The organism is Streptomyces sp. NPDC102451, assembly GCF_044765485.1.
Classification (GTDB): Bacteria; Actinomycetota; Actinomycetes; order Streptomycetales; family Streptomycetaceae; genus Streptomyces.
Genome location: NZ_JBIWKD010000025.1, coordinates 26,822 through 43,770 on the forward strand (window position 1 = coordinate 26,822; position 16,949 = coordinate 43,770).

The window sequence follows — 16,949 nt, forward strand, 5'->3', positions numbered from 1 at the left end:
GATGCGGCCGGGCTACGGGCGTACCTGGATCAGGGCGTGCGTGCCACTGGTGCGCCACGCCCGGCCGGACCCCTCCAGGCGGTCCAGGGTCTCCTGGTCCAGGCCCACGACGACATCGGACTTGAGCGTGCGCAGCGCGGCGACGGCACCCGGGAAGTAGGCGGTGAGGCCTGCGAACGGCGTGGTCGCGGGCCACCGCCGGTCGCCCACCAGGCGCCGGTAGTTGAGGTCGCCCTTCAGGATCGTCAGCGTGGCGGCCCCGAGCTCCTCCCGGAGGTCGGCAGGCATCCGCTCGTACGGATACGGGGCGCAGAAGAACGCGTGGGTACGTACGTCGATCCGCCCCGTGCCCATGGCCTCCCGGATCCGCCCGCCGATCGCGCCCGCCTCGCCGGGGGCCCGGCTCATCCGGCGCAGGCAGTCGACGACGTCGGCCGTCATGGCGTCGGAGACGTAGTAGGGGGAGGGCTTCACATGGAGCGCCACCCGTTCCGCGTGGCCGTGCCGGAGCAGGTGGTCGATGAGGACGAGGTCGGGGATCAGCTCGCGGCCGGTGTTGTCCGCGATGACGGCGACCGTGGCCGGGGACCCGGCGGGCAGGAGGGACCAGAGCGCCGCGCTGTCGTCGGCGACCAGACCGGGATCGGCTTCGCCAGGGGTGGACTCGCCCGCCGGTCCGCGGAAGCCGAGATCGGCGCGGTTGCCCCAGAGCGAGGCCTGGAGGAGAGCCGTCGCCCGCTCGGCGGCGGGTGCGCCGGCGAGGTCGTCCAGGGCGCGGAGTTCCTCCTCGACCGTGGAGCCGCTGAGCTCCGCGCGCTTGAAGGTGGCGAAGGGGTCGATGCCCTGCCACGGGCCCGCCCCGAAGTAGCCGACGGCTTCCAGGAGCCTTCGGTAGAAGTAGCTCTCGGCCCAGAGGAACGGGGCGTCGAACCACGGGCGCCCGAAGTGCTCCGGCCCCCGCCCCAGCCAGAGCTCGCGGTCCGGGCTGCCGGGGCCGAGCGGTTCGACGACGCCGTGGAGGATCTCGTGCAGCAGGGCGTCCAGGGCGCGGTGCTGAGCGGGGCCGTACGGAAAGGCTTCGCGCACCTGCTCGATCAGCGCCGGGTGCCGCTCGGCCATGACGCCATGGGCGAAGCTGCCGGGCTCCCGGCACGTGATCACCGGGGGGACCTCGGTCCGGGAAGTCGCTGTCGTATCGCCCATGCGTCCCAGTCTGCCCGGCCCGCGGCCGCTCGTCCCGCGACGGGTGCGCATGTCCACCGTCCGGCGCGGGCACCCGGCGGGCAACGGCCTTGGGCGAACCGGCACATGACCGGACCGGGGCCTGGTTACGATATGGAGCGCTCACATGACTTACCCCAGGAAAGGGACCCCTCACCCATGCCGGCCGAGACGTTCGAGTTTCAGGTAGAAGCGCGCCAGCTCCTGCAGATGATGATCCATTCGATTTACTCGAACAAGGATGTATTCCTGCGTGAGCTCATTTCCAATTCTTCGGACGCGCTGGACAAGCTGCGACTGGAAACGCTCCGCGACGACACGCTCCAGGCGGACCCGTCCGACCTCCACATCGCCATCGAGGCCGACCAGGAGAAGCGCACGCTGACCGTGCGCGACAACGGAATCGGAATGTCGCACGACGAGGTCGTGCAGCTGATCGGGACGATCGCGAATTCCGGTACGGCGAAATTCCTCCAGGAACTGAAGGAAGCCAAGGACGCCACCGCGTCCGAGGAACTCATCGGACAGTTCGGTGTCGGGTTCTATTCGAGCTTCATGGTCGCCGACGAGGTCACCCTGCTGACCCGCCGAGCGGGTGAGGAGACGGGCACCCGCTGGCAGTCGAGCGGCGAGGGCACCTACACCGTCGAGTCCGTCGACGACGCACCGCAGGGCACCTCGGTCACGCTGCGGCTCAAGCCCGAGGACGCCGAGGACAAGCTCTTCGACTACACGTCCCCCTGGAAGATCAGGGAGATCGTCAAGCGCTACTCGGACTTCATCACCTGGCCCATCCGCATGGCGGCGGTGGGGGGCGAGGAGGGCGACGAGCCCGGGACCGAGACGGTCAACTCGATGAAGGCCCTGTGGGCACGGTCGAAGGACTCCGTGACCGATGAGGAGTACAGCGAGCTGTACAAGCACATCAGTCACGACTGGACCGACCCGCTGGAAACCATCCGCATGCAGGCGGAGGGGACCTTCGAATACCAGGCGCTGCTCTTCCTGCCGTCCCACGCACCGCAGGACCTGTTCATGCAGGACCACAAGCGCGGCGTTCAGCTCTATGTGAAGCGCGTATTCATCATGGATGACTGCGAAGCGCTCATGCCGACGTATCTCCGCTTCGTGAAGGGCGTGGTCGACGCCCAGGACCTGTCGCTCAATGTGTCGCGCGAGATCCTTCAGCAGGACCGCCAGATCGAGATGATGCGGCGCCGCCTGGTCAAGAAGGTGATCTCGACGGTGAAGGACATGAGGTCCGGCGCCCCCGAGAAGTACGCGACTTTCTGGAAGGAATTCGGCCGGGTCCTCAAGGAGGGGCTGTTCCAGGACTTCGAGAACCGGGACGCGATCCTGGAGATCTCCTCGTTCGCCTCGACCCAGGACGAGGAGGGACTGACCACCCTGCGCTCGTACGTGGAGCGGATGAAGGAGGGTCAGGAGCAGATCTACTACATGACGGGCGAGTCGCGCGCCGCCATGGAGAGCTCCCCGCACATGGAGGCCTTCCGCGCCAAGGGCTTCGAGGTCCTGCTGCTGACCGACCCCGTCGACGAGGTCTGGGTCCAGTCCGTTCCCGAGTTCGACGGCAAGCCGCTCCAGTCCATCTCCAAGGGCGAGGTCGACCTGGACACGGACGAGGAGAAGAAGGAGGTCGAGGCCGAGCGTGAGAAGCAGCAGCAGGACTACGCCGGTCTGCTGACCTGGATGACGGAGCAGCTCGGTGACACCGTCAAGGAGGTACGTCTCTCCTCACGGCTCACCGTCTCGCCGGCCTGCATCGTCTCGGACACGCACGATGTCACCCCGGCGCTGGAGAACATGTACCGCGCCATGGGCCAGGAGGTGCCGCAGATCAAGCGCATCCTCGAACTCAACCCGTCGCACGCACTGATCAGCGGGCTGAGGAAGGCGCACGCCGAACAGAGCGACGAGGAGGGCGCCCGCACCGAACTTGCCGAGACGGCCGAGCTGGTCCACGGGCTGGCGCTCCTCTCGGACGGTGGCGAGCTGAGTGACCCGTCGCGCTTCAGCAGGCTGATGGCGGACCGCCTGGAGCGCACTCTCTAGCACCGCGCCCCACCCCGACCCACTGCGGCCGCCAGGACTCCTGGCGGCCGCAGTCGTGTGCCGTGCGGGGGCGGTTGTGAAGGCGGGGCGATGGCGGGGCGATGGCGGGGACGGCTGCCCTTCGAACAGGTGACACTCCCCCCGAGGTGACTCAGGGCAGTCACGAGGGGTGTCGGAGAGATCCACAACTTCACCCATTCGGGGGCCCGTTGAAGGTTTATCTACGCGCGGAGCATCGCCTACCGAACGATCCTTCGGGCATATCAGACGACTTTCCCCGCACCCATTACCGGCGAGTACCGGGAGCTGCTACAAACGTGCACGCCCCACGAACTCCCCACTCGTCCCCCACATTTCGAAGGGCTGGCAGCCATGTCAGTACGAACCTTCCGGGCATCCGTCATCACCCTCGCGGTCGCCGCCGTGGCAGCACTCGGGCTCGCGCAACCCGCGTCCGCCGCCGGCGGCAACTACGTCGCTCTCGGTGACTCCTACTCCTCCGGAGTGGGCGCCGGGAGCTACACCTCGGAGAGCGGTGACTGCAAACGCAGCACCAACGCCTACCCGTACCTCTGGAAGAACGCGAACGCCCCGTCGACGTTCGCGTTCGTCGCCTGCTCGGGTGCGACGACGTCCTCCGTGTACAGCGGCCAGCTGGGCGCGCTGAGCGCGTCGACCACGCTCGTCAGTCTCACGGCCGGCGGCAACGACGTCGGGTTCGCGGACGTCATGCAGACGTGCGTCCTGCAGAGCGAGGCCACCTGCGTCGCCCGGGTGAACACCGCGGTCTCCGAGATGCAGAACACGCTGCCCGGGAGGCTCGACTCCCTCTACACGGGCATCCGTTCACGGGCACCGCAGGCCCGTGTGGTGGTCCTGGGCTACCCGCGCTTCTACAAGCTGTCCGGCAGCTGCATCGCCGGCCTCACCGAGACCGAACGCGGGGCCATCAACAACGCCTCGGACGTGCTGAACGGGGTGCTCGCCAAGCGGGCGGCCGACGCGGGGTTCACGTATTCGAGCGTGGTGGACGAATTCACCGGGCACGAACTCTGCTCGGGTGACCCGTGGATCCACAGCGTGTCCATCCCGGTCACCAACTCGTACCACCCGAAGGCCATCGGGCAGTCGAACGGCTACCTCCCGGCCTTCAACTCCGCGGCGTAACGCGCGTAGAGGGGCCTGCCCGGGCACAGCGCACCCCGGGCGGGCCCCTGCCGGAACACGGCTCCTCAGCCGCCGGCCGGCCGGGACGCCTTGACCGAGTACATCATCGGGATGCGCGGTCGGTCGGCGGGGAAGCGGTAAAAGCCGTCCGCGTGCCGCACCAGCACCGGGTAGCGGGCGAAGAGCGAGGCATCGTGTTCGTGCAGGAACTCGATCCGCAGCCCGGCCGCCGCCAGCGCCGAGACGACCTCGCCCACCGGGTGCTGCCACTCGACGCTGCGGTTGTGGACGGTCGGGGCGTCGAAGTCGGCGTACGTGCCGGGCGAATCGTCCACCCACGCGTCGCGGCTGAAGTAGTCGTACGCGATCCTGGAGCCGGTCTCGTCGTCCAGGCAGTCGGTCAGGGGATGGAACTCCGCCAGGTAGAGGAATCCGCCGGGCGCGACCAGCGAGGCCACGACCTCCGCCCAACGGGGCACGTCCGGGAGCTAGTTCAGCGCACCGACCCCGGTGTAGACGATGTCGTACGCGGAGTCCGGCACCGCCTCGGCCGCGTCGTACACGTCGGATGCGACGAACGCAGCCCGCTCCGGCGGCAGGCCCAGCGAGCGGGCCAGGCCGCAGGCGGTCTCGACGGCGGGCTCGGAGAAGTCGAGGCCCACGACCTGGGCCGCGCCGTGGCGGGCCCACGAGAGGGTGTCGAGGCCGATGTGGCATTGCAGATGCAGCAGGGTCCGGCCGGTCACGTCACCGACCTCCGCGAGCTCGAATCCGCGCAGAGCGTCCCTGCCCGCCAGGAAGGCGTCGAGATCGTAGTAGTCACTGGCGGCGTGGATCGCCACGCGTTCGTCCCAGCGCGCACGGTTCGCCTCGCGCCAGTCATCGGGCGTCGGTGAGTACATGCCGTGAAAGTTACCCACAGGCTGGGGGTGCGTGCGAACAGTTATCCACAGGCTGCCCGGCGCGGTGGCCACATCGGGTTGGATGGGGTCATGAGCGACACACAGAACGACGCGTCCGTACCGGAGCGGGAGCAGGAGCCGCCGCAGTGGGAGCAGCGTTTCCGCGCCGCGCGGGTGTCCCTGCCCGACTGGGCCGAGGACGCCCCCGACCGCGCGCTCTTCGTCTCCAACGCCACCGGTACGTACGAGCTGTACGCGTGGGACCGGGAGACCGGGAAGCAGCGCCAGGTCACGGACCGGCCCAACGGGACGACCGACGGCGTGCTGACGCCGGACGGCCGGGCCGTCTGGTGGTTCGCCGACACCGACGGCGACGAGTTCGGCGTGTGGATGCGGCAGCCCTTCGACGGCGGGGCGGACGAGCCGGCCGCGCCCGGTCTCGACCCCTCCTACCCGGCCGGGCTCGCGATCGGCCGTGACGGCACGGCGGTGGTCGGCCGCTCGACGGACGAGGACGGCACGACGGTCCATCTGGTGCGCCCCGGGGCGGAGCCGGCCGAGATCTACCGGCACCGGGAGTCCGCCGGGGTCGGCGACCTCTCCCACGACGGGACGCTGATCGCCCTGGAGCACACGGAGCACGGCGACGCGATGCACTCCGCGCTGCGGGTGGTGCGCCCCGACGGTTCGCCGGTCGCGGAGCTGGACGACACCGAGGGCGGCACGAAGGAGCTCGGCCTGTCGGTGCTGGGCTTCGCCCCGGTGGCGGGTGACACCCGGCTGCTGGTGGCGCATCAGCGGCGCGGGCGCTGGGAGCCGATGATCTGGGACCCGGTGGCGGGCACGGAGACGGATCTGCCGGTCGATCTGCCCGGTGACGCGGGCGCCGAGTGGTATCCGGACGGTTCCGCGCTGCTGATCGAGCACGGCTTCGAGGCCCGCAGCGAGCTGTGGCGGTACGAGCCGGGAGCCGCGGGCCCCGTCCGTGTGGAAACCCCTCCCGGGACCGTGTCGGGCGCCACGGCCCGTCCGGACGGCACGGTGGAGTATCTGTGGTCGTCGGCCGCGCAGCCGCCCGCCGTGCGGTCCACCACCGGCGCCGCCGTCCTCGACCCGCCGGGTGCGAAGGCTCCGACCTCGGTGCCGGTGCGGGACGCCTGGGTGGAGGGCCCCGGAGGCCGTATCCACGCCCTGGTGCAGACCCCGGCCACCGGTGACGGCCCGTTCCCCACGGTCTTCGAGATACACGGCGGTCCCACCTGGCACGACAGCGACGCCTTCGCGTCGGGTCCAGCGGCGTGGGTGGACCACGGCTTCGCCGTCGTGCGGGTCAACTACCGCGGGTCCACGGGGTACGGCCGGGCCTGGACGGACGCGCTCAAGCACCGGGTCGGGCTGATCGAGCTGGAGGATGTCGCGGCCGTCCGGGACTGGGCGGTCGAGTCGGGGCTCGCCGATCCGGAGCGGCTGGTGCTGGCCGGCGGTTCGTGGGGCGGCTATCTCACCCTGCTCGGGCTCGGTACGCAGCCGGAGTCCTGGGCACTCGGGCTGGCGGCGGTCCCGGTCGCCGACTACGTCACCGCCTACCACGACGAGATGGAGGCGCTGAAGGCGATGGACCGCACCCTGCTCGGCGGGACCCCGGAGGAGGTGCCCGAGCGCTTCGAGGCCTCGTCCCCGCTGACCTATGTGGACGCCGTGCGCGCCCCGGTCTACATCTCGGCCGGCATCAACGACCCCCGCTGCCCGATCCGTCAGGTGGAGAACTACGTGGACCGCCTGGCGGCCCGTGGCGCGGTCCACGAGGTGTACCGCTACGACGCGGGGCACGGCTCGCTCGTCGTGGAGGAACGGATCAAGCAGGTGCGGCTGGAGCTGGACTTCACCCTGCGCCACCTCGGGCGGGGGCGCGCCGAGAACGAGAAGGCGGAAGGAGGGGAGGCGTAGGGCCTGAGCCCGGGAGCGAGAGAGGCCGGTGACGCGCGGGCCCGTCGGGACGGGCCTTGGCAGGACAAGGGCTCGGCGGGACAGCGACGGGACGCGGGCCCGTCGGCATAAGTTCCGGATAAATGGTGCACCCCGCTCCGAGGGCCCGGAGCGGGAAACCGTACCGTGGAGGGGTGTACCGGTTCCTGCTGACCCCGCGGTGGTGGGGGATCAACCTCTTCGTCGTGCTGGCCATCCCGTTCTGCGTGTTCATGGGCACGTGGCAGCTCGGTCGTTTCGAGGACCGTGTGCAGACGCACGAGGAGGCCGAGGAGCGTCCCGATCCGGGCAGCCGCTCACCGGCGCCGCTCGACGAGCTGCTCCCCGTGAGCACGGAGACGTCCGGCCGCCCCGCCGTGGTGAAGGGGACGTACGCCGATCAGTTCCTGGTCCCGGGCCGCAAGCTGGACGACCGTGACGGCTTCTACGTGCTGGATCTGCTGCGTACCGACAGCGGCAAGGCCCTGCCCGTCGTGCGCGGCTGGCTGGCGGGCAGCCCGGGCAGCACCGAGGTCCCCGCGGCGCCCGCCGGTGAGGTCACCGTGACCGGCGATCTGCAGGCCTCCGAGAACAGCGGCACCACCGGCGTCGACCTCGGCGGCGGGCTCCCCGAGGGGCAGCTGGGCATGATCAGCGCGGCGTCCCTCGTGAACCTCGTCCCGTACGACGTCTACGACGCCTGGGTCACCCTGCCCGAGCCGGAGGCGGGAGGTGCGGGCGGTGACCTGCGGCCCGTGCCCGCGGCGGCGGCGCAGGGCAGCGGGCTCGACCTGAAGGCCTTCCAGAACCTCGGCTACACCGGCGAGTGGTTCGTCTTCGCCGGCTTCGTGCTCTTCATGTGGTTCCGGCTGCTGCGCCGTGAGGCCGAGGCCGCGCGCGACATCCAGCTGGGGCTCACCGCCGACGCCGACTGACGGAGTCCCGCGCTAGGAACGCCGCCGACGCCCGTGAGGACGCGCCCGCGAGGACGACGGCAGCGACCGGGCAACAGCGACGCACAGGGGCCCGTCAGGAACTCCCGGTTCCTGACGGGCCCCTGCCCGTACCGTCATCCGGATCGGAATCCGCCACGTGGGCCGGTACCGGCGCACGTGGCGGGATCCGCGCCCGGATCCTGCTACGAGGCGTCCAGGACGCCCGTGCGGTAGATCGTGCCGGCGCACGCGTTGGTGATCTTGGTCTCCGCGGTCGGCGCACCCGCCTCCGGGGTGTGGGTGACCGCGATGCTTCCGTCCGTCGGGCCCTCGTCCGCGCTGCCGAACTGCGCCGCCGTGTCCGTCGTCCCCGCGTCGCTGCCCGCAGTACCCTCGCCGCCGCCTCCGCCGCCGTCCGTGGGCGTCGGGCTGGGCGAACCACCGCTGGTCGGGCAGGTGTCCGACGGCACCCACGCGAAGCGCACCTCGTACGTCATCGCCGGCTTCAGGAACACGGTCCCCGGCTCCAGCGACGGATCGGGCAGCCCGGCCGCCGGGTCGCCCGCGGTGTGCTGCACCACGGTGATCTTCAGCGGGTCGGCGGCACCGGCCGCCTGGAAGCCGACCGTGCCGTTGCTGGTGACCGAGCAGGCGTCGCCGGACACGTTGGCGATCCTGAAGGTCCCGTACACCGTGCCGTCCGCCCGGGCCGCGCCCGCGTCGGCGGAGGCGACACCGAGCTGGTCAGGGCTGCAGGTCCTGGCGGCCGCCGTACCGGCGCCCGGCGGGTCGTCCAGCCCCTCGGCCCCGCTGCTCTCGGCACCCGGGCCCGATCCCCGGGACGGCTCCGCGGAGTCGCCCTTCTCGCCCTCGGCGCCCTCGCTCCGTCGGTCGTCGGGGCCCGCCGTCCGCCCCCCGTCGGCCTCGGCGCCCGCGTCCTCGCCGCTGCCGCCCTGGGCCTGCTCGCCATGACCGGCGATGGCGGGGCTGGCGGTGGCCGAGCCGTCCGAATTCGCCACATGGACGAACGCGGGGACCGCCGTCCCGATCAGCAGCGCCGCAGCCGCCGCGCCGACCACGCCCTGCCGCCGCCTGGCGCGCCGGGCGGGTACCGCGCGGTACAGATGGTCGAGTGTGCCGTCGGAGGGCTCCAGGCCCTGGACGGCGCCCTGCAGCATGCGGCGCAGCGCGGCCTCGTCCATGTCGTCACCACCGAATCCGCCCGAGCCTCCGGACCCACCGGATCCGCCGGAGCCGCCGAACAGTTCGGTCAGCGTGCCGCCGCCCCTGCCCCCGCCGCCGCCAGTGGCACGGCCGCCCGAGCCCGCGTCCGCTTCCGGCTCCGCTTCCGGGGCGGCGGTCCCTGAGGCGGCTTCCGCGCCGTCGACCGCGGCGGTGTCCGCGCCCTGCTTCCGTTCACCGTCCTGCTCGGGATCGGTGTCGGGGATGTTCTCCGGCCTGTGGTTCACAATTCCGTTTCCAGTCCGGTCTTCGTCGTGCCTGTGCTCGGGCCTGCTCATGCCTGCGCCTCCATCACGACGCGCAGTGCCGCAATGCCCCGGGAGCCGTACGCCTTCACCGAACCGAGCGATATCCCCAGCGTCTCCGCGACCTGGGCCTCCGTCATGTCCGAGAAGTAGCGCAGCACCAGCACCTCGCGCTGGCGGCGCTGCAGCCCCTTCATCGCCTTGATCAGCGCGTCCCGCTCCAACTGGTCGTACGCGCCCTCCTCCGCGCTCGCCATGTCGGGCATCGGCTTCGAGAGGAGCTTCAGCCCGAGGATGCGCCGACGCAGCGCGGAGCGCGACAGGTTGACCACCGTCTGGCGGAGATAGGCGAGCGTCTTCTCCGGATCGCGCACCCGGTTCCGCGCCGAGTGCACCCGGATGAACGCCTCCTGCACCACGTCCTCGCAGGACGCGGTGTCGTCCAGCAGGAGCGCCGCGAGGCCCAGCAGCGAGCGGTAGTGAGCGCGATAGGTCTCGGTGAGATGGTCAACGGTCGTTCCTGCCGCCACCGTCTCCTCAGCGCCCTCGCGTTGCGAGGGCAGCCGGGTGGACCGTGCGGCGGGCATGGGCGCGATCACCGGCATACCGCCGGCTGCGCGGGGCCGCCGGAGCGGGCGCACCGAAGCGCCTCGCAACGGGCCCACCACTGTGATGTCGAGAACCTCTGCCACGCCAGTTGGACACGCTTCCCCCCGTCAGGGTTGTACGCGTACGGCACCGCGTTCGATGCTGTGCGACATGCCCTCATTCGTACCTGCTCTTCCCCAAATGCCCCGAAAACGCGTCCAGCCACGCAAGAAGTGACGACATAGACGCGTCGCATCCGCCTAGCGGTTGCAAAGGGTCAGGAGATCATCGTCGGATATGACAACGCCCCAGCTCAAGAGGTTCAGACCAGCAAGTTACCCACAGGGCGCACACAGATCCTACAAAACAGGTTCGATCAGGTACGAGGAAATTCCGCCGCCACCGACTCGGCGATCTGGGCCACATTCAGGGCCGCGCCTTTTCGGAGATTATCGCCGCAGATAAACATGGACACGGCATGTGGGTCGTCCATCGACTGCCGCACCCGGCCCACCCAGGTCGGGTCGGTGCCCACGACGTCGGACGGCGTCGGGAAGTCACCGGCCGCCGGGCTGTCGAAGAGCACCACCCCGGGTGCGGTCGCCAGGACCTCGTGCGCCCGGGCCACGGACACCTCGTTCTCGAAGCGCGCGTGCACGGACATGGAGTGCGTCGCCACGACGGGTACGTACACACAGGTCGCCGTCACCTTCAGGTCCGGCAGACCCAGGACCTTCCTGCACTCCCCGCGGATGGCCATCTCCTCGGACGACCAGCCGTCCCCGGCGTCCGTCCCGGCCCACGGCACGACGTTCAGCGCCACGGGGGCGGCGAAGGGGCTCTTGTCACCGTCACCCAGCGCCCGGCGCACGTCCCCGGGGCGGGTGCCCAGCTCCGTGCCCGCCACCAGGGCCAGCTGCTCGCGGAGCACGGCGACGCCGTCCCGGCCCGCACCGCTCACCGCCTGGTAGGACGAGACGATCAGCTCCCGCAGCCCGAATTCGGCGTGCAGCGCACCGACCGCCACGATCAGCGACAGCGTCGTGCAGTTCGGGGACGCGACGATGCCGCGCGGCCTCAGCCGCACGGCATGGGGATTGATCTCGGGTACGACGAGGGGGACGTCGTCGTCCAGCCGGAAGGCCCCCGAGTCGTCCACGACCACGGCGCCCGTGGCGGCCGCGACCGGCCCCCACTGTGCGGACACCTCGTCCGGCACCAGGAACAGGGCGACGTCCACACCGTCGAACACATCCTCGGACAGTGCGAGGACCTCGGTCTCCTCGCCGCGTACGACCAGCTTGGTGCCGGCCGCACGCGGGGAGGCGATCAGCCTGACCTCGCCCCAGACGTCCTCGTGCTGCGAGAGGATCTGGAGCATGACGCCGCCGATCGCCCCGGTCGCACCGACGACCGCGAGCGAAGGGCGGCGTCCTGTCATCGGCCGGTGCCCCCGTAGACGACTGCCTCGTCCGAGTCGCTGTCGAGACCGAAGGCGGTGTGCACGGCGCGCACGGCCTCGTTGACGTCGTCGACACGGGTGACGACCGAGATGCGGATCTCGGACGTCGAGATCAGCTCGATGTTCACGCCGACGTTGGACAGCGCCTCGAAGAAGCCCGCGGTGACCCCGGGGTTGGTCTTCATGCCGGCGCCAACGAGGGAGATCTTCGCGATCTGGTCGTCGTAGCGCAGCGAATCGAACCCTATGCCGGCGCGTGCCCGCTCCAGGGCGTCGATGGCCTTGCGGCCCTCCGCCTTGGGCAGGGTGAACGTGATGTCCGTCAGACCGGTCGAAGCGGCGGAGACGTTCTGCACCACCATGTCCATGTTGATCTCGGCGTCCGCGATGGCGCGGAAGATCGCGGCGGCCTCGCCCGGCTTGTCGGGGACACCGACGACCGTGACCTTGGCCTCGGAGACGTCGTGGGCGACTCCGGAGATGATGGCGTGCTCCACCTGCTGGTCCCCTTGCGGCTCGTTGCTGACCCAGGTGCCGCGCAGTCCGGAGAAGGACGAGCGGACGTGGATCGGGATGTTGTAACGGCGTGCGTACTCGACGCACCGGTGCAGCAGCACCTTGGAGCCGGACGCCGCCAGCTCCAGCATGTCCTCGAACGAGATCCAGTCGATCTTCCGGGCCTTCTTCACGACCCGGGGGTCGGCGGTGAAGACACCGTCCACGTCTGTATAGATCTCACAGACCTCGGCGTCCAGCGCGGCGGCCAGGGCGACAGCGGTCGTGTCCGACCCGCCACGACCGAGGGTCGTGATGTTCTTGCCCTCCTGGCTCACACCCTGGAACCCGGCGACGATGGCGATGTTGCCCTCGTCGATCGAGGTCTTGATGCGGCCCGGCGTGACATCGATGATGCGCGCTTTGTTGTGGACCGAGTCGGTGATGACACCGGCCTGGCTGCCCGTGAACGACTGGGCCTCGTGGCCCAGGTTTTTGATCGCCATCGCCAGCAGGGCCATGGAGATCCGCTCTCCGGCGGTCAGCAGCATGTCGAACTCACGCCCGGCAGGCATCGGGGATACCTGCTCGGCGAGATCGATCAACTCGTCCGTCGTGTCGCCCATCGCGGACACCACGACAACCACCTGGTTGCCGTTCTTCTTGGCGTCGACGATTCGCTTGGCGACACGCTTGATGCCTTCGGCATCGGCTACGGAGGAGCCTCCGTACTTCTGCACGACAAGGCCCACGTGCGCTCCTCGCTCAATAATGGTGCGGTCGGCTCAGTTTAACGAGCAGTCCGGAATCGACCCGTCAGTACCGGATGGTGAGATGTCCCGCCCACCACCCGGAACGGCGTGTCGCTCCGAACTGCTCGTACCGGGCTGTTGCCCGCTTCCCCGAACCGCACGCCTCTTTGTGTCCCAGGACACAACAGGCACAGCGGTCGCACAAGCCACGGAGACGGCTACAGGACCGGCCGCAGGCCCAGCGGCCCCGCGATCTCCTCGGCCATCACACGCCCCGCCTCCTCGGCCAGGTCACCGTCGCCCGGGTCCTGGTCCGTGTCCAGGCCGTCGAGCTCCTGGAGCGGCTGGTTCAGCCGGATGTGGGCGATCAGCGACTGGAGCGCGCGCAGGGCTGCGGACGCGGTGGATCCCCAGTTGGAGAAGTACGAGAACTGCCACCACCACATGGCCTCCGCCGTGCGGTCCGCCTCGTAGTGCGCGAGGCCGTGGCCGAGGTCCGTGACCAGGTCGGCCAGGTCGTCGGAGATCCGGTGGGGCACGGGCGGCTTACGGGGCTCGTACGGGTCGAAGACCTCGGAGTAGACGTCGATGGGCTCCAGGAGCTCCGCGAAGCGCTCACGCAGCCCGTCGGCGTCCGGTTCGGCGCCCAGGTCCGGCTCGTAGCGCTCGTCCGGGAGGATGTCCTCGTACGCGCCGAGTCTGCCGCCGGCCAGCAGGAGCTGGGAGACCTGGAGGAGGAGGACCGGTACGGCCTCCTCGGGCTCCTCGGCCTTGGACACCTCGGTGACCGCGACGATGAACGTCTTGATCTGGTCCGCGATCTGGACGGCGAAATCGTCCGGGTCCTGCGTGACGGAGTTCAGCGTGGCGTCAGACATCGAGGGGACCTCCCGTGGGCACGGTCGCGAACGGTGGGTAGAACATAGCGCCGCCGCACATAAAGCCGCAGTCAGATGCCGGGTCAGACTCAGATGCCGGGTCAGACATCGAGCAGCCGCCTCCCCTCGAAGGCGCGGCCCAGGGTCACCTCGTCGGCGTACTCCAGGTCGCCGCCCACGGGCAGCCCGCTGGCCAGCCGCGTGACCCGCAGGCCCATCGGCTTGACCATCCGGGCGAGGTACGTCGCGGTGGCCTCGCCCTCCAGGTTGGGGTCGGTGGCCAGGATCAGCTCGGTGATGGAGCCGTCCGCGAGCCGGGCCAGCAGCTCCCGGATGCGCAGGTCGTCGGGGCCGACGCCCTCGATCGGGCTGATCGCGCCGCCGAGCACGTGGTAGCGGCCCCGGAACTCACGGGTCCGCTCGATCGCCACGACGTCCTTGGGCTCCTCGACGACGCAGATGACCGAGCGGTCACGGCGTGCGTCCCGGCAGATGCCGCACTGCTCCTGCTGGGCGACGTTGCCGCAGATCTCGCAGAAGCGGACCTTGTCCTTGACCTCGAGGAGGGCATGGGCCAGACGGCGTACGTCGGTGGGCTCGGCCTGCAGGATGTGGAAGGCGATCCGCTGCGCGCTCTTGGGACCGACGCCCGGCAGCCTGCCCAGCTCGTCGATCAGCTCTTGAACCACGCCTTCGTACAACGGAACGCCTTTCCTTTTTCCTGCTCGTGCCGTTCGTACCGTAGCCGGTGCGAACGGGGAGCCACAGGGTCAGAACGGAAGACCCGGCATGCCGCCCAGGCCCTGGGCCAGCGGGCCGAGCTTCTGCTGCTGGAGCTGCTGCGCGTTCTCGTTCGCCGCCTGGACCGCCGCGACCACGAGGTCCGCGAGCGTCTCGGTGTCCTCCGGGTCCACCGCGCCCGGGTCGATCACCAGGGCGCGGAGCTCACCGGAACCGGTCACGGTGGCCTTCACGAGACCACCGCCCGCCTGTCCCTCGACCTCGGTCCTGGCCAGCTCCTCCTGGGCCTCGGCAAGATCCTGCTGCATCTTCTGGGCCTGCTGGAGCAGCTGCTGCATGTTGGGCTGGCCACCACCGGGAATCACGGTCACTCCTGGCATTTCGACAACGGATTGTTTCGGTATGCCGAGCCTACGTGTTCGCCGGACACCGCGCCCCACCCGCCGGGGACCAACTCTTTCGGGTGAGTTCTGAAAACCACCTGCCGGGCTCCTATACCTGACCAGAGGCCGTGTCCACCCGGGAATCCCGCGATTTCGACCCCGCGGCCCACCATTCGGCGGTAGGAAGAGCATGCGTATCCGCACCCGTACGCATAGTGAGGGTAACGCAGAGTTACACGGATGGGGCCCCGGTCATATGCCGGGATCCGCCCCTCCGTGACCGAGAGCCGTGCCGATCCGCGTCGATACGCGCCGAACGCAGAGTGCAGAGGAGTCCCCCGGTGAGTCAGCCGGAGATGCAGCCCGAAGGGCCGCCCCGCAAGGAGTCCGGCGCGGGATCCGGTGCCGGCACCGGAACCGATCGGTCCGGTTCACGCTACGGTTCGAGCCCACGGGACCTGACCGGCCGCGCCTTCCCCCTCGGCGACTGGGGTGAACCCGCCGAACGGCTCGACGAGCTGTACCGGTGGGTCGAGGCCGGCGCCATGGAGACCGCCGACTGGTATCTGCGCGACCGGGTCCGCAAACGGCGCACGGCCAGACTGCTCCGGCTCGGCACGGCGGCGGGGGTGGTGGCGGGCGCGGCCCTCCCGCTGCTCGATCTGACCGGGGAGCTGCACGGATCGGCCGGCTGGGGCTATCTGTCGCTGCTGCTGGGCGCCGCGTGCATGGCGTGCGACCGGTACTTCGGACTGACCTCGGGCTGGATAAGGAACCTCGCGACGGCGCAGGCCGTGCAGCGGCGGCTCCAGGTGCTCCAGTTCGACTGGGCCTCCGAGTGCGTCCGCGAGGTGCTCGGGCCGACGGAGGGCACCGCCAGCGAGGCCGCGGAGCGGTGCCTGGGGGTGCTGCGCAGGTTCTCCGAGGACATCACCGAACTCGTCCGCATGGAGACGGCGGACTGGATGGTCGAGTTCCGGGCGGGCCCCGCGCCCATGGGCGTGCAGTCGCTGGTGACGGGCGGGCCCGGAGGCCGCCCCGAGCAGGGTGCCTCGCACCGGCTCACCATGCCCGCGGTGGCCCGGCCGAACATGCCGCGCCAGCGGCCGCCCGAGCCGCCCCGGTGAAGGAGCGGGACGGCCGCGGGCAGCCGGTGCGGCGGCTGCCACAGGCGCGGCGGCTCAGCTGAAGATGATCATCGAGCCCTGCGCGAGGCTACGGGTCGCCGCCGCGTGCAGGCCGAGCCAGACGTGCCGCTCGCGGGCGAACGGGCTCTCGTCGTACGGGACCGGAGCGGCCGGTTCCTCCAGCGTGGTCGGGCCGGCGGGCGGGAGAGGTGCGGCCGGAGGGTTGGCCGGGTCGATGCCGATGGAGGGGGCGACGAACTCCAGCTCGCGCAGCAGGCCGTGGGAGGAGCCCAGCGGGCCGCCGCCCTCCAGCAGCTGCTCGTCGGAGAGCGGATGGGGGAAGTCCACCGGGACGTACGCTCCGGCGTGGTCGTAGTGCCAGACCAGGTGCGACTCCTGCGCGCTCTGCTCGAACATCTCCAGCAGCTGCTCGTAGTCCCCGCCCAGTTCGTCGACGGGTGTGACGGCGAGGCCGCTGAGCTGGAGCAGGTAGGCGCGGCGCAGGAAGTGCAGGGCGTCGTAGTCGAAGCCCGCGACCGGGGCGACGTCCCCGGTGAGTCCTGGCATGTAGGCGTAGACGGGCACGGGCGGCAGCCCGGCCTCGGTCAGCGCCTTGTCGTAGACGGCGATCTCTTCGGCGAACGGGTTGTCGGGGCTGTGGCACAGCACATCGACGAGGGGGACCAGCCACAGGTCACAGGCCACGAAGTCTCGCTCTCCAACGGGTTCGTGCAACGGTCGGGACAGCGTAATGCGGCCGGGACCCCGCGCAC

14 protein-coding genes and 1 pseudogene are annotated in these 16,949 nt (G+C 70.2%); 5 read left to right on the forward strand and 10 right to left on the reverse strand.

The genetic code is table 11. The annotated features are described in order from the left end of the window. Positions 1 to 12: 12 nt before the first annotated feature. Complete coding sequence (locus tag ACIRD8_RS34540) at positions 13 to 1,203, reverse strand: damage-control phosphatase ARMT1 family protein (RefSeq protein WP_404000690.1); 1,191 nt, start codon at positions 1,201 to 1,203, stop codon at positions 13 to 15. 177 nt (positions 1,204 to 1,380) lie between these two features. On the opposite strand from ACIRD8_RS34540, the gene htpG reads away from it, so the two are divergent. Next, entirely contained in the window at positions 1,381 to 3,294 is a 1,914-nt protein-coding gene (gene htpG, locus ACIRD8_RS34545) for a molecular chaperone HtpG (protein WP_404000693.1), read from the forward strand. 372 nt (positions 3,295 to 3,666) lie between these two features. Continuing rightward, the gene (locus tag ACIRD8_RS34550; RefSeq protein WP_404000696.1) at positions 3,667 to 4,461 is read left to right on the forward strand and encodes an SGNH/GDSL hydrolase family protein; all 795 of its coding nucleotides are present in this window, start codon (positions 3,667 to 3,669) and stop codon (positions 4,459 to 4,461) included. Positions 4,462 to 4,526: 65 nt separating this feature from the next. Here ACIRD8_RS34550 and ACIRD8_RS34555 read toward each other — a convergent pair. Continuing rightward, positions 4,527 to 5,363 (reverse strand): annotated as a pseudogene (locus ACIRD8_RS34555) (class I SAM-dependent methyltransferase). Positions 5,364 to 5,453: 90 nt separating this feature from the next. On the opposite strand from ACIRD8_RS34555, the gene ACIRD8_RS34560 reads away from it, so the two are divergent. Next, the gene (locus tag ACIRD8_RS34560; protein WP_404000698.1) at positions 5,454 to 7,310 is read left to right on the forward strand and encodes a S9 family peptidase; all 1,857 of its coding nucleotides are present in this window, start codon (positions 5,454 to 5,456) and stop codon (positions 7,308 to 7,310) included. Between the two features lie 173 nt (positions 7,311 to 7,483). After that, entirely contained in the window at positions 7,484 to 8,263 is a 780-nt protein-coding gene (locus ACIRD8_RS34565) for an SURF1 family protein (protein WP_404000701.1), read from the forward strand. Between the two features lie 203 nt (positions 8,264 to 8,466). On the opposite strand, the gene ACIRD8_RS34570 is transcribed toward ACIRD8_RS34565, so the two are convergent. The 7 genes from ACIRD8_RS34570 to ACIRD8_RS34600 all read right to left on the reverse strand — a co-directional run bounded on the left by ACIRD8_RS34570 (position 8,467) and on the right by ACIRD8_RS34600 (position 15,031). After that, the gene (locus tag ACIRD8_RS34570) at positions 8,467 to 9,783 is read right to left on the reverse strand and encodes a hypothetical protein (RefSeq protein WP_404000703.1); all 1,317 of its coding nucleotides are present in this window, start codon (positions 9,781 to 9,783) and stop codon (positions 8,467 to 8,469) included. Beyond that, positions 9,780 to 10,355 (reverse strand): SigE family RNA polymerase sigma factor, encoded by a 576-nt coding sequence (locus ACIRD8_RS34575; protein WP_099173480.1) that lies wholly within the window; start codon positions 10,353 to 10,355, stop codon positions 9,780 to 9,782. The genes ACIRD8_RS34570 and ACIRD8_RS34575 overlap by 4 nt, the downstream gene beginning before the upstream one ends. Before the next feature lie 359 nt (positions 10,356 to 10,714). Next, on the reverse strand, positions 10,715 to 11,779 hold the full coding sequence (locus tag ACIRD8_RS34580; protein ID WP_404000706.1) for an aspartate-semialdehyde dehydrogenase: 1,065 nt from the start codon (positions 11,777 to 11,779) through the stop codon (positions 10,715 to 10,717). Next, a complete protein-coding gene (locus ACIRD8_RS34585) occupies positions 11,776 to 13,047 on the reverse strand; it encodes an aspartate kinase (protein WP_404000709.1) in 1,272 nt (423 codons plus the stop codon). The genes ACIRD8_RS34580 and ACIRD8_RS34585 overlap by 4 nt, the downstream gene beginning before the upstream one ends. Positions 13,048 to 13,265: 218 nt before the next feature. After that, positions 13,266 to 13,925 (reverse strand): DUF5063 domain-containing protein, encoded by a 660-nt coding sequence (locus ACIRD8_RS34590; RefSeq protein ID WP_358969835.1) that lies wholly within the window; start codon positions 13,923 to 13,925, stop codon positions 13,266 to 13,268. Between the two features lie 101 nt (positions 13,926 to 14,026). Continuing rightward, positions 14,027 to 14,626 (reverse strand): recombination mediator RecR, encoded by a 600-nt coding sequence (gene recR / locus ACIRD8_RS34595; RefSeq protein ID WP_099173476.1) that lies wholly within the window; start codon positions 14,624 to 14,626, stop codon positions 14,027 to 14,029. Positions 14,627 to 14,695: 69 nt separating this feature from the next. Further along, on the reverse strand, positions 14,696 to 15,031 hold the full coding sequence (locus ACIRD8_RS34600) for a YbaB/EbfC family nucleoid-associated protein (protein WP_387395116.1): 336 nt from the start codon (positions 15,029 to 15,031) through the stop codon (positions 14,696 to 14,698). A gap of 359 nt (positions 15,032 to 15,390) precedes the next feature. Between ACIRD8_RS34600 and ACIRD8_RS34605 the strand changes: the two genes are divergently transcribed. Further along, positions 15,391 to 16,176 (forward strand): SLATT domain-containing protein, encoded by a 786-nt coding sequence (locus ACIRD8_RS34605; protein WP_404000713.1) that lies wholly within the window; start codon positions 15,391 to 15,393, stop codon positions 16,174 to 16,176. 54 nt (positions 16,177 to 16,230) lie between these two features. Here ACIRD8_RS34605 and ACIRD8_RS34610 read toward each other — a convergent pair whose 3' ends face one another. Beyond that, entirely contained in the window at positions 16,231 to 16,881 is a 651-nt protein-coding gene (locus ACIRD8_RS34610) for a hypothetical protein (protein ID WP_404000716.1), read from the reverse strand. Positions 16,882 to 16,949 lie beyond the last annotated feature (68 nt).